Origin of the sequence: Undibacterium sp. Dicai25W, assembly GCF_049340505.1 — a bacterium.
Taxonomy (GTDB): Bacteria; Pseudomonadota; Gammaproteobacteria; order Burkholderiales; family Burkholderiaceae_D; genus Undibacterium; species Undibacterium jejuense.
The window spans coordinates 248676-262243 of the sequence record NZ_JBMPOQ010000005.1 but is presented as its reverse complement, the minus strand read 5'-3'; the positions used below and the strand labels follow the sequence as shown (position 1 = coordinate 262243).

General features: G+C 45.1%; 15 protein-coding genes. 6 read left to right on the top strand and 9 right to left on the bottom strand.

Annotation, left to right across the window (positions count from 1 at the left end):
- Window positions 1-50 precede the first annotated feature (50 nt).
- A complete protein-coding gene (locus tag ACO0KY_RS08640) occupies window positions 51-320 on the bottom strand; it encodes a hypothetical protein (protein WP_423045277.1) in 270 nt (89 codons plus the stop codon).
- 85 nt (window positions 321-405) lie between these two features.
- Window positions 406-1059 carry a BON domain-containing protein gene (locus ACO0KY_RS08635; RefSeq protein WP_423045275.1) on the bottom strand — a complete coding sequence of 218 codons (654 nt, stop codon included), beginning with the start codon at window positions 1057-1059 and terminating at the stop codon, window positions 406-408.
- A 197-nt stretch (window positions 1060-1256) separates the two neighbouring features.
- On the opposite strand from ACO0KY_RS08635, the gene ACO0KY_RS08630 reads away from it, so the two are divergent.
- From ACO0KY_RS08630 to ACO0KY_RS08620, 3 genes are all read left to right on the top strand, one after another.
- Window positions 1257-1934: a PRC-barrel domain-containing protein gene (locus ACO0KY_RS08630; RefSeq protein WP_423045273.1), complete on the top strand. Its 678-nt coding sequence runs from the start codon at window positions 1257-1259 to the stop codon at window positions 1932-1934.
- A 74-nt stretch (window positions 1935-2008) separates the two neighbouring features.
- Window positions 2009-2836, top strand: coding sequence for a universal stress protein (locus ACO0KY_RS08625; RefSeq protein ID WP_423045271.1), 828 nt, complete (start codon window positions 2009-2011; stop codon window positions 2834-2836).
- Between the two features lie 114 nt (window positions 2837-2950).
- Complete coding sequence (locus ACO0KY_RS08620; RefSeq protein WP_186913321.1) at window positions 2951-3478, top strand: ferritin-like domain-containing protein; 528 nt, start codon at window positions 2951-2953, stop codon at window positions 3476-3478.
- A gap of 74 nt (window positions 3479-3552) precedes the next feature.
- Here the strand turns inward: ACO0KY_RS08620 and ACO0KY_RS08615 are convergent, their stop codons facing one another.
- The 4 genes from ACO0KY_RS08615 to ACO0KY_RS08600 all read right to left on the bottom strand — a co-directional run bounded on the left by ACO0KY_RS08615 (window position 3553) and on the right by ACO0KY_RS08600 (window position 4872).
- On the bottom strand, window positions 3553-3828 hold the full coding sequence (locus ACO0KY_RS08615) for a hypothetical protein (RefSeq protein WP_423045268.1): 276 nt from the start codon (window positions 3826-3828) through the stop codon (window positions 3553-3555).
- Window positions 3829-3911: 83 nt separating this feature from the next.
- The gene (locus ACO0KY_RS08610; RefSeq protein WP_186913319.1) at window positions 3912-4064 is read right to left on the bottom strand and encodes a DUF3309 family protein; all 153 of its coding nucleotides are present in this window, start codon (window positions 4062-4064) and stop codon (window positions 3912-3914) included.
- 21 nt (window positions 4065-4085) lie between these two features.
- The gene (locus ACO0KY_RS08605) at window positions 4086-4379 is read right to left on the bottom strand and encodes a hypothetical protein (RefSeq protein WP_423045266.1); all 294 of its coding nucleotides are present in this window, start codon (window positions 4377-4379) and stop codon (window positions 4086-4088) included.
- Window positions 4380-4443: 64 nt separating this feature from the next.
- A complete protein-coding gene (locus tag ACO0KY_RS08600; RefSeq protein ID WP_423045264.1) occupies window positions 4444-4872 on the bottom strand; it encodes a hypothetical protein in 429 nt (142 codons plus the stop codon).
- 484 nt (window positions 4873-5356) lie between these two features.
- Between ACO0KY_RS08600 and ACO0KY_RS08595 the strand changes: the two genes are divergently transcribed.
- The 3 genes from ACO0KY_RS08595 (at window position 5357) to ACO0KY_RS08585 (ending at window position 8242) form a co-directional block, all read left to right on the top strand.
- On the top strand, window positions 5357-5956 hold the full coding sequence (locus tag ACO0KY_RS08595; RefSeq protein ID WP_423045262.1) for a sterol desaturase family protein: 600 nt from the start codon (window positions 5357-5359) through the stop codon (window positions 5954-5956).
- 86 nt (window positions 5957-6042) lie between these two features.
- Window positions 6043-7242, top strand: coding sequence for a DUF3300 domain-containing protein (locus ACO0KY_RS08590; RefSeq protein WP_423045260.1), 1200 nt, complete (start codon window positions 6043-6045; stop codon window positions 7240-7242).
- A 25-nt stretch (window positions 7243-7267) separates the two neighbouring features.
- On the top strand, window positions 7268-8242 hold the full coding sequence (locus ACO0KY_RS08585) for a DUF2950 domain-containing protein (protein WP_423045258.1): 975 nt from the start codon (window positions 7268-7270) through the stop codon (window positions 8240-8242).
- 92 nt (window positions 8243-8334) lie between these two features.
- Here ACO0KY_RS08585 and ACO0KY_RS08580 read toward each other — a convergent pair whose 3' ends face one another.
- The 3 genes from ACO0KY_RS08580 to nifJ all read right to left on the bottom strand — a co-directional run bounded on the left by ACO0KY_RS08580 (window position 8335) and on the right by nifJ (window position 13566).
- Window positions 8335-9384: an OmpA family protein gene (locus ACO0KY_RS08580; protein ID WP_423045256.1), complete on the bottom strand. Its 1050-nt coding sequence runs from the start codon at window positions 9382-9384 to the stop codon at window positions 8335-8337.
- 293 nt (window positions 9385-9677) lie between these two features.
- On the bottom strand, window positions 9678-9842 hold the full coding sequence (locus ACO0KY_RS08575) for a glycine zipper 2TM domain-containing protein (protein WP_423045316.1): 165 nt from the start codon (window positions 9840-9842) through the stop codon (window positions 9678-9680).
- Window positions 9843-9975: 133 nt separating this feature from the next.
- Window positions 9976-13566: a pyruvate:ferredoxin (flavodoxin) oxidoreductase gene (gene nifJ / locus ACO0KY_RS08570; RefSeq protein ID WP_423045254.1), complete on the bottom strand. Its 3591-nt coding sequence runs from the start codon at window positions 13564-13566 to the stop codon at window positions 9976-9978.
- Window positions 13567-13568 lie beyond the last annotated feature (2 nt).

The window sequence follows — 13568 nt, the reverse complement described above, 5'->3', positions numbered from 1 at the left end:
ATGTGATCGGTGAAGTCGAATCAAGTCATCAGATATAACTCACTCAACTATCAACGTGCACCTTTAAAGTGCTTTTGCCCATCATTTTTATGTCTGCCAGCGACCTCTTCTCGTTCGTTTTTTTCTTGCAATGCTTTGACCCCTGCTGGCTGCTGAGAAGGCTGTGTTTTCTTTTCGTCTTTCTTTTTTGAGGTCATCAGGATTTCACGTTTCAGAGATTCAACATCTTCGTCCGACGAATAGATTTTATCTGAGCGTTTCAATAAGCGTGGAATAGACTTGCTGATATCTGTGGCTTTGTTTGTATTCGATATGATCATAATATTCTCAATATTTAAAAAAAAGTAAGTCGGGGTGTTAAGGCTGTGACCTGCAAATGCATCGTTGGAGATTACTCATTGAGAGTTACATGGATATTCTGATCTTGTCTTTTACATGCTTAACCCCTGGGGCATTCCAGGCCGCCTGACTGGCGAGGTCGCGCTCGACCCAGCTGTGCGTTGTCCCCGCAAGAGTGACTGTGCTGCCATCAACATGCACTGTGATATTGGCACTTTCTGATTTTGCCAAACGTTTTAACGCAGCTTCTATATCACTCTGTACAACTTGAGCTGCAATTGATGGCTCGAGATTAATGTCATTACTCACACCGGTTACACCCATTAGCCTGCGCACGGCATCTGCAGCTGAATTGCGCTGATATTCCCACTCAACATTGCCTGTTAAAGTAATCCATCCGCCTTCGACCATGACTTTAATACTGTCTTGGGGGACGTATGATGCCCATGCAAGTACATTGGATGCCGTGCGGGCAATATCTGCGTCATCGCGCTTGCTTGAACCTGGTAAATTAACTTCGATTTCTACTGCCAATGCGCCGACACCAACGACGCGCTGAACAGCGCGCTCAGCATTCCATTTCTCGACAAAGCTTCCAACGTGACCGGACAAGGTAACAACCCCGTCTTTGACTTCTACGCCTATGTTATTGGCGGGAAGAGAGGGGTCCCAATTGAGTTCTGCAATAACGTCCCGTTTTAACTCCGTGGATGTTTTCACTTTATTTCTCCTGAATTGATTGAAGTTTTATTCTGAAATTTGTTAGCGCTGCTGTATGTACGCTGTCACGCTTTGTTGAATATTTCTAATTATGTTAGACGCCGCACAGAACGCAATTTCATGTTCTTTTATATGTAATCTGAGGTCGTTGCTACAACGGCGTGTTGATTTCAATATATAAAAAAGGATGGCTGAAAATGACCAAAATAGCTTCTACCCTGGGATTGCTCCTTATGGGTAATTTACTACTCAGTACACCTGGCTTTGCGCAGGTGGCTGGTTCGACCACCTTTCTTGGCGTGACTGTAATTGAGGCACGCCAATTGGCACTGGGATGGAGTGTGAAAAAGAGTATTTTTGGCCGCGAAGTCTATAACGATGCCGGCGTTAGCGTAGGCAAAATCGAAGACGTCATCATTTCTCCTGAAAAAAACGTGACCTATTTCATCGTCAATGTTGGCGGGTTTATTGGTATCGGTGGGCATAACATTGCGATTCCGATCTCTCAGATCGTTGAGCAAAGTGGCAAGATAGTCATCCCGGGTGCAACCAAAGAATCTATCAGAAATTTACCGCAATTTGATTACGCGAGCGATACCGCAAAAAGAGATGCATTTGTAAAGAGTGCTGAAAGTGATTTGGCTATTGCCAGAGAAAAAGCCAATGAATTGCAAAAAAAATCAGCGCTTCTGAGTGGTGAAGCTAAAACAAAAATGGACCAAAAATACGCCTTGTTGCAAGTGGAAATTCAAGTTGTAGAGAAAAAAATGGGTGAAATGAAACGTGCTGGTGCCACAAGATGGCAGGAATTCGAAAATGACCTAAACGTCGATATTTCGCACCTGAAGTTAACACTGGCCAACATAGATCGATAAATTGCACTAATTCATAGCCACTAATTCACAGCCACTAATCATGGCACCAAAGCGCCATGTTGATGAAAGATCGTATGACTTATGCAAACCTGATGGTAAATCTCGAGCTTGGTGCGGATAACCACAATTTAATCCATGTTGCAGGGCAGTTAGCTGAGCGGTTTAATGCGAACGTGATAGGCATCGTCGGTTGCAGTCCAATGCAGATGCCTTACGGTGATGGGTATATCAATGGCGATCTGATGAAAGATGAGCTCGATAGAGCGCAAGCGGAAATGCTTGTACTTGAAACCGAATTTCGCACATCTTTACAATCGATCGCCGGCTCTCTTAGCTGGCGTTCTTCGGCAATATGTCCGTCCATCGCTGACTACGTGGTTGGAGAAGCATGTATTGCAGATCTCTTGATTGCGAAAGCCGCCGATCATGTGGAGTCAGAATCTACCCGGCACATGAATAATGGTGATGTACTGATGCAACTAGGGCGACCGATGATGCTGGTTCCTGCCAGTTGCCGCGAGCTGCATTTACAGACCATGATGATTGCCTGGAAAGACACAATGGAATCCAGGCGGGCAATCTACGATGCTCTACCTATGCTAAAAAAAGCGACAAAAGTCATATTAATGGAAATTGCCGCACTCGACGAACAAGACAATATCAAGTTGCAACACGCTGTTGTTATTGAGTGGCTAGCTCGTCATCAAATTAAAGCAAGCTCTCTGACCATTGTCGCAGCGGATGAAGAGGCAGAAAAGTTGAGAGAAGTCGCGACAGAAATGAATGTTGACTTACTCGTGGCTGGTGCTTATGGACATAGCCGTATTCGTGAATGGGTCGCTGGTGGGATGACGCGCGAAATCTTACAGTCACAGACTTATTGTTCGATGTTGTCGCATTAACCTTGGCTTATTGTGGTTCACATTCGTATTTTGAAATACTGGCCTAAATCTTTTTTTCTCTCCGTAGTAGAAATCCAGAAATTTTTAACAGCTAATTCGCTCTGAAAGTACATCATGCACATCGCTAAAAAATCTGAAATGAATAAACAATCGATTCGTCTCGCTGCATCGAATATCAACGATGGTGCGGTAACGGCTGGTTATAAAGCCGACCGTGAAGACGTTATAAAGATGCTCAACGATGCATTGGCAACTGAGCTGGTATGTATGCTGCGTTATTTACGTCACTATTACACAGCGTCAGGCTTACATAACCGTCCGGTAAAAGCCGAGTTCTTACAACATGCCTTAGATGAACAAGACCACGCACACGAGTTGGCAGAGCGCATCGTTCAATTGAACGGCAAACCTGATTTTAATCCTGAGACTTTATTACTGCGTAGTCATGCCGAATATAATGAGTCGGCGAATATTCATGAAATGATTAAATCCAATTTGGTGGCAGAACGTATCGCCATCGAGACCTATCGTCAGATGATAGAGAATTTGGAAGACACCGATCCGACAACCAAAAATATGTTGATAGGCATCATGACCACAGAAGAAGAACACGCTGACGATATGCGTGATCTGCTTTCCTGACGTATAAAATTGAGAAGTCATCCTGCAGTCGAGGCGGGATGACTTCTCAATCTTAAAAAAAATCCAGATATGATTCAGTGCGGGTGATCCGACGTAGTTTTAGCATCAGCCAAATCTTGTTGTAACTGGGATTTGGCGTCTTTTGTACACTGCTTTTTATCCATCGTTGCAACACTTTTGCAATCTTTGATGGACTCTTGATACACAGCATAGGCTTCTTTTTTCAATGTCGCGAAATACGCTTCGGGTGTATTCTTTTCCTGGTACCAGCGCTGCGGGTCACCGCGCTGCTCTATGTCGTTGTCACGTCGTTGTTGGGCGAAACTGGAACACATGAGTGTACTGAGCATCGTAAACAATAAGGTATTGATGAAAATCTTGTTTTTGGTATTTAGTGTGAAGGACGAAATCATATTAGCTCCAATAAAATAGTTTATAGACGGCCGGTAAAGAGCAGAAGAAGTAGAATGACGATGATCAAGCCACTGACACCACTAGGCCCATATCCCCAACTCCTGCTATGCGGCCAGGCTGGAACAGATCCGATCAGGAAAAGAATTAAAAGTACCAGAATGATGAGGCTCATATTGATTTGCCATTTGGTAAGTCATTTTTTTTTGAGTTCTTCTTTAAAAAAGTTGTAGGAAGCAATAAATGCATGTTGCAATACTTCGATGTGTTCCATCATATTGTCCCAACGATCGGTGCTCGCGGTTTTCATTCCCTCTAATTTAGCGCGCATCTCATTTAATTTTTCATGAAGATTAATCATTTCTTTATCGTAAGCTGAACTCGCCTGTGCTGATTTATCTTTGATGGTTTTTTCCAAATCATCGAGAGTACGATTGAGTTCATCTAGTTGGGAATGAATTTTACTAATGGTTGTTTCGCGTTGATCCATGATGATTTCCATTTTTATAGGTGAAGAATTGCTTCGAAGCAGGGATGTGGTCAGAAGAGTAAATTCAAATTTTTGAATATTCTCCACGCTGGTATTTCCATTGTTGAATGTAATCAAAGTTATCTTGTATTTCGTCTGGATAAAGGCCATGATCAAATGGTATTTGTAGAGATTCCTCAAAATTTCGGACTTTTTTACTGTTGACGAAATAGGCGAGGGAGGTACCAAAGAGGGTTCCAATAAATGCGCCTGAGAATGCGCCGAAACACAATGCCAATATGCTTGAAGATAATATAGGTGCGGATACTGGGTTTCCCAATACTGCGTGACAGAGCCAGAACGAGATTGCCCCTATCAGGCTGCCAGAGCAGATCCCATACATGCATCCTTCCATTAAAAGTAAAGGCGAATTGCCGGCATAGTCTGGCATCGTGTCTAACGAAACCTTGCGTTTTAATGAGCGTATTAATTGTGGATTGTCGTTACGTTCCATAGCTGGCTTCCATTCACCGAAAGCGTGATTGCAGAAATCGATGATTTATTTACGGCTTGTATAAAAAATGCGCAAAAAGTGCCACAATTCCGGCTTATTGATGTCGAGAATGATTGATCAACTCTTTCATAGCGCCTATCGCGTCGGTAATGCTTCCCTCTAGTTTTTTGCATTGGTATTGCACTTCCTTTTGTTGCTTCTCAAACGGATTCGTTTTCGTATTGACAGCCCTTGATTGAGACAGGAAAGTAAACCTTTCCACCCTGATATTTTCTCCGATCTTATTCACTTAGCTTCTCCGTATTTGCATCTGGTTGGATGTTGCATTCAAATTAGGTCATCTCGCTTATCAGGTCTGTACGTTGGCGAACGATCATCGTCTGTCGCTCTTCAGCACTTAACAACTTAGTGCTGAACGTCCAAACATTAATGTGCGTTGACGAACGGAAATTTCTTTAGTCTCAGTCCAAAATACGGACTGGAATTGAAGAAATTATTTCATTTAAAGGTCGATATGTCTTTTTTATCGCTAGAACAAAGTCGGCGTGATATTGCTATAGATTTTCTATTTTATGGATTTAATACGCTATTTTTGACATTGCTGCTTTGTGCAATATGTCCTTCAAATAAATGGCTAATGAGCCTTTTTTTGGTTGCGTTAGGTGTCGTCATTTCGAGTGCGGTAGAGTATTTATCTCATCGCTTCATTTTGCATGGTTTGAAGCCGTTCAGCGTCTGGCATCATCGCCACCATCAACAACCTAAATCGAGTATCGGCACGCCGACAATTGTGAGTGCAGCGCTCATCCTGGTTTTGATTTTTTTGCCAATGTGGCTTTTTACAACTTCCTTTTACGCGATCGCTATCACACTGGGTGTGGTTGTCGGCTATGGGGCTTACATCGTCACACATCATGCTACTCATCACTGGAAGGGACGCAATGGATGGCTGGTAAACAGGAAGCGATGGCATGCCTTGCATCATTGCGTGAATCCTGATTGCTTTTATGGCGTCAGCAGTTCTTTTTGGGATCATTTGTTCGCGACTGGAACGAAGAAGATAAAAGTCGAAAACAAGTACTGAATCATATTTTTGGTTTCGTTACTCTCATTTCAAAATTTTCTTACCTTTATTTCAGCCCAGATTACCTCGCTTAACCGGAGAGCATTATGAAAACGAAATTATGCCAAGTGGGAGGCAGATTTCTTTCTGTCTTCGTGGTTCTTGTAGCAATGTGTTCCGTGCCAGTCTTTGCGCAAAATATATTGACGCAGCAAAAATTAGATCAGTTACTGGCACCGATCGCATTGTATCCAGATGCCTTGCTGAGTCAGGTATTAATGGCCGCAACTTATCCGCTGGAAGTGACTCAGGCAGCCGCATTTGTGCAAAAAAATCCGCAATTGCATGGCGATCAGCTGGCGCAAGCCTCAGGTACAACGCAGTGGGATGTGAGTATCAGATCCCTGCTGCCGTTTCCTTCTGTATTGCTAATGATGGAGCAAAATTTGCCGTGGACGCAGCAACTTGGTGATGCTTTTTTAGGGCAACAGCAAGCGGTGATGGACACAGTCCAGGAACTACGTAGCAAAGCCAGTCAGGCAGGGCATCTGCGCAGTGATCAGCAAGAGCAGGTTATTGCTGACAACGGCTATATCAGCATAGAACCAGGCACGTCGGATCAAATATATGTTCCTTATTACAATCCCGACGTCGTGTATGGCAACTGGTGGTGGCCGGATAGTCCGCCAATTTACTGGCAACCGCCCATTGTTTATCGTTCGCCCGGCTATAACAATGAATTGATCAACGGCATGGCGTTTGGGATAGGAATAGGTATTGTTGGTTCCCTGTTTCTGGATGCACGTCCAGATTGGCATCGCCATCACATGATGGTATATCCTGAAGGCCAGCGCGGGCGTGCAGCGGGTGGCGGCAGCCCATGGCGGCACCAACCACAACATAGGCAAGGTGTTGCGTATAGATCCGATGATGTGAGGCAGCAGTTTGCGCCACAAAGATCTTCAACACCAAGTAGTGTAATGAGGGAAAATTTTCGTGGAAGGATTGCACCTGCTGTCGTAGCAGGGCCAGCTGCCGCTCCAATAAGGGGGCGGCCTCAAATAGCGCAGCCTCAGGCATCTTTTCATCACATGACGAATCAGGCGGCGGCGCCGATCGAGGTTCAACGTTTGTCTGAGGCAAAACCTGTGCATCAATTACAGCGCACTAATATGGGTAACCCAGGTGCGCTTTCCCATCCTATGATGCCATCCGGTTCCAGACAAGAAAACCAGGCACATTCAGCTCGTGGTCAACAAAGCCTGGGACCCGCAGCGCATGCTGGGCCAGCCAGAAGAAATAAATAACGCCATCAGAAAAAGAGAAAAAGCCATGAAAACTCTACTCAACATCGTCCCCGTATCTGTCTTCGTATTGATCAATTTGCCTTTGTCAGTGCAAGCTACGGCAATAAACATCGGCGACCAGGCTATCATTGTGCATAACACTCCAGTTAGCAGAAAACAACTCACTTTTGCTACCCCTGAGCAGGCTGTTACCCAGTTAGTGGATGCATTACGGCAGAATGACCACGTGAGGGTGCGAAAGATACTCGGAGAAAAAGCAATCCCGGAAGAATACTCCAGCGACAAGTTATTTAATCAAATGTCCTATGAGAAATTTTTACTCGCCTTTGATGAGAAAAACTCTCTAGATTTGCTGAGTAATGACAGGGCGATCATTATCGTTGGTGCGCTTGATTGGCCATTGCCGTTTCCGTTAGTAAAAAGTGGTACTCAATGGCATTTTGATGATGTGGCTGGTGCTCGCGAATGGAAAAATCGTCGTATCGGTAGCGATGAAATAGCCGCCATACAAGTTTCATTGGCCTATGCGGATGCTCAACGCGAATACGTTTTGATGGACCGAAATAGTGATGGGCTACTTGAATATGCACAAAAAATTGCGAGTACGCCGGGTAAACATGATGGACTGTATTGGGTCTCCGGCGAAAATGAGAGTTTATCGCCGATGGGACAGGCATTTGCCGATGCACATCAAAGTTTGCAGCGACGAATCCCCGCCGATAGTGGTCATGCTTATCACGGCTATTATTTCAAAATCCTCACTGCGCAAGGTAGCTCCGCTCCGGGCGGCGCTTTTAGCTATTTGTCAAAAGATAGAATGATAGGTGGTTTTGCACTCATTGCGTACCCTGAAAAATATGCAATTACCGGTGTCAAAAGTTTTATGATCAGTCATCAAGGCGTGGTCTATAGCAAAGACTTAGGTAGGAGAACACAGGCGTTGATGCCAAAAATCGTCACGTACAACCCGGATGCGAGCTGGACTAAAGAGTCTGATTAGAAAATGTTGGGTAATTAGTTGAATAAAAAAGAGCGGCCAATCGTAACAATGGCCGCTTTTTTCATTCAATGATTAAAGCTTGGAAGGCGACCTTATTGCACCCGTTTTTCGATGGTAATTTGATCCACTTCGACACGGCGGTTAGGCTCCAGACATTCGATTAATTTTGCTTTTGATTTTTCAGAACATTGAACGATAGGATTGCTTTCACCTTTACCGATGGCACTCATTCTATTGCCAGCAACGCCTTTGCCCTCTAAATATGTCTTCACCGCATTTGCACGCTGTTCAGACAGCTTCTGGTTGTATTTTTGGGTTCCGATGCGATCGGTATAACCAGTAATGACGACGTTATCAATTTGGGTATTGGTGTTGAGTGCATCAGCAATGCCATCTAGTTTTGGTTGGTTATCAGCCAGACGAGCGCTATCAAAGCCAAATAGTTCTGTTGCTGACAGGTTGATTTTTTCAAATCGGGCTGGCGGCGGTGGGACAGGTATTGTGACTATTGGCGGCGTCGCAGTGACGTTGGGTGGTGGCGGTGCTGGTGGTGCCTGCGGCACTGGACGGCTTGGCGTCTTATCAAACGCATAGACTAATGCGAACGATAAAAAGCTGTTACTTGCTTGTTTGAAGCCAAAATCGGCTCCGCGCAAGTAAGCATGTACTTTGCGCCAGTCAGCTTGCAAGCTGAATTGATCGCTTAATACATATTGCACGCCAACACCGAGATTGGCATTTGGTGAGTAGCGGTCAGCGATTCCATTGGAAGAATTCATGCGATCTCGTTCAGCACCGATACCCATGACGATAAATGGTCGTAGTGCTTCGCGAGAGAATAAATACAGACCATCGATGCTATACGCGTTTTGGTAAAAGCGTTGATAACTGTTTTTGCTTTGTGTGAAGGTGGTGCCAAGTTGTATATCAATATTGTCGGAAACAGGTTTACCTATTCTGAGACCGGCACCGTAAGACGTTGAGCCCGGCCCAAAGCCATCATCGATATCAGCGGCGTGTAAGCTAGGCGCAATATACCAGGACGGATTATAGTCCTCAGCGACGGCGCCAGAGGTTAAAACCCCGGCACCAATGCTAAAGAGCGCAGTCAGCGCAATATTTATTTTTTTACGGGATTGCATAATAGCTTTCGAAGAAATAAAAAGACAAAAGGAAGAGACCAGCTGAATTGCTTCTGCGGTAAGTTCCTGCTTTTAATAAGTGATGAACACAGGGTGGTGCAACGCACCCCCTGTATGTCATCACAACATTCTTCATCGCACAGATTGCTAAGAATTTGTCGATATGTAGTGATGAAAATAAATGTATGACTAAGCTTAGTTTTTTGTTAGTTTTTGTTCGGTACGCTATCAGACAATGGTGTAGAAAAACCACATGAAATTGCGGTAATGGAAAGCGTGATTTACTTCTTAATTTATTTCTTAATTTCATTACCAATCACACCACCGACAACGGCACCGCCAACGGTACCAACGCCGCTACCGCCGGTAAGGACTGCGCCAGCAACCGCCCCTGCACCAGCACCGATGCTGGTATTTTTTTGTTGTGTAGTCATCCCTGCGCAAGCGCTCAAACTCATGATGGTGATGGTGATGGTGATGGTGATGGTTAATAATACGCTAGTAGAAATGGTAGGAAGATATTTCATGATGAACTCCAGGAAAAGATAAAAAATGAATAGTAAAAAGCGACGTGATCGTAGATGTTAAGCACTAAGTGGCTGACCACGATGGTGTTCGTGAAGGTGCTTTGCCACTGAAATGTTGCCCACCTAATTCGGATAAAGTTTGATATTCCAGATATTTTTTCAATACATCTTGCTGCGCTTGTTCTAACAAGGCTGCGGCTTCTGCCTTGTTTTCCGTAATCAAACTACTGAAGCGGATTTCGTTATAGGCATAGTCTTGCAGCGGAATATCAGGCGCTAAAGAATCAAGACAAAATGGATTAACTCCGGTACTGATCAACGCAGGATTAAAGCGAAGTAGGGGCCAGAATCCACTTTTTACCGCCAGTTGTTGTTGTCGCATGCCATGACGCATATCGATACCGTGGGCAATGCAATGACTATAGGCGAGGATAATTGATGGGCCATCATAAGCTTCGGCTTCTCTGAACGCTAAAATGCATTGTTGTGGATTACTTCCCATTGCCACTTGTGCGACATAGATGTTGCCGTAAGCGATGGCTTGCAATGCCAGATCTTTTCTGGCGACTCGCTTACCCGCTGCGGCAAATTTTGCAACTGCACCTAAAGGCGTGGCTTTAGAGGCTTGACCGCCAGTATTGGAATAGACTTCGGTATCGAGCACCAGAACATTCACATTTCTGCCACTGGCTAAAACGTGATCCAGTCCGCCAGAGTCGATGTCATACGCCCAGCCATCGCCACCGACCAACCAGATACTGCGCCTGACCAGATGATCAACGAGTGACAATAGATTGCGTGCTGGATCAGAATTAAGCCGATGAAGAATCTTTTTTAAACTCGCGATGCGCAGTCTCTGCTGTTGAATTTCAGATTCTTCGATTTGTCGGGCTCCGAGGATGTCGCTGACAAGTTGATCGCCGATTTGTTGAGTCATTATTTTCAGGAGGTCTTTTGCCATCGCTAAGTGTTTGTCAGCCGCGAGCCTGAACCCGAAACCAAATTCGGCATTGTCTTCAAACAGAGAATTTGACCATGCTGGACCTTGTCCTTTTGCATTCAAAGACCAAGGGGTAACAGGTAAATTGCCGCCATAAATGGAAGAGCAACCTGTTGCATTCGCAATTTGGGCACGATCTCCGAATAACTGCGATAATAATTTAAGATACGGCGTTTCGCCACAACCGGCACATGCACCCGGAAATTCAAATAAGGGTTGCAGAAATTGGACACCACGTACGTTATCAAAGTCGACCAGGGAACGATTGTTAATGGGGATCGTTTCAAAAAACCGCAAATGTTCTTTAGCGGTTTCTAATATTGGTGCTTTTGCTACGAGGTTGATGGCCTTTAATTTTGCGTCCGATTGTGTGACGACAGGGCAAGCTTCAACACACAGTCCGCAACCAGTACAGTCTTCCAGATAAACATCCAGACTAAAGCGCTCTTCCGGATAACCGCGCGCATTGATAGCCGCTGTTTTAAAATTGGCTGGCGCACCAGAGAGTTGGTCTTGATTATAAAATTTTGCCCGAATGACGCTATGTGGGCAGACGATAGAGCATTGCCCGCACTGAATACAGGTCTCTGCATTCCATTCGGCGACCCAATCTGAGATATTACGTTTTTCAAAAGAGGCTGTACCGGACGGAAAACTACCATCGGCCGGCATCACACTGACGGGGATGCTGTTGCCTTCCTGGCGTAACATTTTGGCAGTCATTTTTTGAATGAAGATAGGTGCACCAGGTGGCACAGCTGCGATCAATTCCAGCGAGTTGCTTACTTTGTGTGGTATCTTGACTTCATGCATGTTGGCGATTGCCATATCGACTGCGGCATGGTTTTTCTCAACGGTGCCGGCACTTTTTCCGCTATAGCTATTGCTAATCGCTGTTTTTATGTGCGCTATCGCCGTTGCCAGTGGTAATACTTCGCTCAGCGCAAAGAAGCAGGTCTGTAATATCGTATTGGTCAGGTTACCTAGCTGCGCTTTTTCTGCAATTGCTTGGGCGTCGATGACAAATACTTTCAATTGCTTATTGATGATGCTCTGTTGCACAGACCGCGGGAATTGATCCCACACCGTGCTTGCAGAGAAAGGGCTATTCAATAAAAATGTCGCCCCCATTGCTGCCAGACCTAATAAGTCTTGCCGGAATAAAAAATCAAAGTGATGGCAGGCGACAAATTCTGCAGAGCTAATCAGATAGGGGGCATGGATTGCTTCGTGTCCGTAACGTAAATGAGAAACAGTTTGTGCCCCGGATTTGTGTGAATCGTACACAAAATAACCTTGGGCAAAGAAGCCAGCGCTTTCTGCCAGTATTTTGACGGTATTTTTATTCGCGCCCACCGTGCCATCTGCTCCCAGGCCATAAAACACCGCGCTTCTATTTTTGTCAGGAATCGCAAATTGCGCATCAAAGCTAAGGCTAGTATGTGAGAGATCGTCATCAATACCAATCGTAAAACCGTTTTTAGGTTCCGCTTTTTGTAGCTCAGCAAAAACCGCCATGACCATACCGGGAGAAAAGTCTTTTGAACCCAGACCATATCTGCCGCCAATGACTTTTGGCATGATGACCCGTTTGCCGCTCGTGTAGTCTTGGGCAAGGGTGGAGACTACGTCCAGATATAAAGGCTCACCACTGGCACCAACTTCTTTGCATTGCTCTATGACAGCGATACTCTTGACGCTATCCGGGAGACAGGCAAGGAAATGCGATGCAGAAAAAGGCCGGAATAAACGAACCTGAATGACGCCAATTTTTCTGCCGTTCTGGTTCGCCAGCTTAACGGTCGCTTTCACTGTCTCAGCACCAGAACCCATCACAATGATGACGTGTTCTGCATCTGCCGCGCCAGTGTATTCAAATAAGTGATAATGGCGACCGGTAAGGGCAGCAAATTGCACCATGACTGATTCACAAATGTCTGGCAAATCTGCATAGTAGGGATTGACTGCTTCTCGCGCTTGAAAAAATGTATCTGGGTTTTGTGCTGTCCCACGAATAAATGCATGTTCAGGATTTAATGCGCGCGCTCTATGTGCCAGAATCAGGCGATCATCGATCATGGCGCGTATTTGCTCATTGCTTAACAAAATGAGTGTATTGAGTTCATGCGAGGTGCGAAAACCATCAAAGAAGTGCAGCACTGGAACGCGCGACATTAAGGTCACCGCCTGCGCAATTAAGGCTTGATCATGTGCTTCTTGTACTGAAGCCGAAGACAATAGCGCAAAACCGGTGGTTCTGACGGTCATGACATCCGAATGGTCGCCAAAGATCGACAATGAAGACGTTGCTAATGAACGCGAAGCAATATGAAAAACCGCACAGGTCAATTCGCCAGCGATTTTTATCATGTTTGGCAGCATCAGCATCAGCCCTTGGGATGACGTAAACGTGGTTGTTAATGCCCCTGACTGTAATGCACCGTGAACCGCACCAGCGGCGCCACCTTCACTTTGCATTTCTTGTACTACCGGTACGTTGTCCCATATATTGGTGATACCTTTGGCTGACCATTCATCGGCCAGTTCTGCCATGGTGGAAGAGGGCGTAATTGGAAATATAGCGCAAATTTCATTCACCCTATATGCGATATGTGCCACTGCAGTATTACCATCCATGGTCGTATATTTGCTCATGA

Bases quoted from the DNA above. Each gene is read 5' to 3' on its own strand.
- ACO0KY_RS08625 (WP_423045271.1), top strand. From the start codon at position 2,009: ATGACTTATGCAAACCTGATGGTAAATCTCGAGCTTGGTGCGGATAAC.
- ACO0KY_RS08575 (WP_423045316.1), bottom strand. From the start codon at position 9,842: ATGAGTTTGAGCGCTTGCGCAGGGATGACTACACAACAAAAAAATACC.
- ACO0KY_RS08640 (WP_423045277.1), bottom strand. From the start codon at position 320: ATGATCATATCGAATACAAACAAAGCCACAGATATCAGCAAGTCTATT.
- nifJ (WP_423045254.1), bottom strand. From the start codon at position 13,566: ATGAGCAAATATACGACCATGGATGGTAATACTGCAGTGGCACATATC.
- ACO0KY_RS08610 (WP_186913319.1), bottom strand. From the start codon at position 4,064: ATGAGCCTCATCATTCTGGTACTTTTAATTCTTTTCCTGATCGGATCT.
- ACO0KY_RS08580 (WP_423045256.1), bottom strand. From the start codon at position 9,384: ATGCAATCCCGTAAAAAAATAAATATTGCGCTGACTGCGCTCTTTAGC.
- ACO0KY_RS08630 (WP_423045273.1), top strand. From the start codon at position 1,257: ATGACCAAAATAGCTTCTACCCTGGGATTGCTCCTTATGGGTAATTTA.
- ACO0KY_RS08600 (WP_423045264.1), bottom strand. From the start codon at position 4,872: ATGGAACGTAACGACAATCCACAATTAATACGCTCATTAAAACGCAAG.
- ACO0KY_RS08620 (WP_186913321.1), top strand. From the start codon at position 2,951: ATGCACATCGCTAAAAAATCTGAAATGAATAAACAATCGATTCGTCTC.
- ACO0KY_RS08605 (WP_423045266.1), bottom strand. From the start codon at position 4,379: ATGGATCAACGCGAAACAACCATTAGTAAAATTCATTCCCAACTAGAT.
- ACO0KY_RS08615 (WP_423045268.1), bottom strand. From the start codon at position 3,828: ATGCTCAGTACACTCATGTGTTCCAGTTTCGCCCAACAACGACGTGAC.
- ACO0KY_RS08590 (WP_423045260.1), top strand. From the start codon at position 6,043: ATGAAAACGAAATTATGCCAAGTGGGAGGCAGATTTCTTTCTGTCTTC.
- ACO0KY_RS08585 (WP_423045258.1), top strand. From the start codon at position 7,268: ATGAAAACTCTACTCAACATCGTCCCCGTATCTGTCTTCGTATTGATC.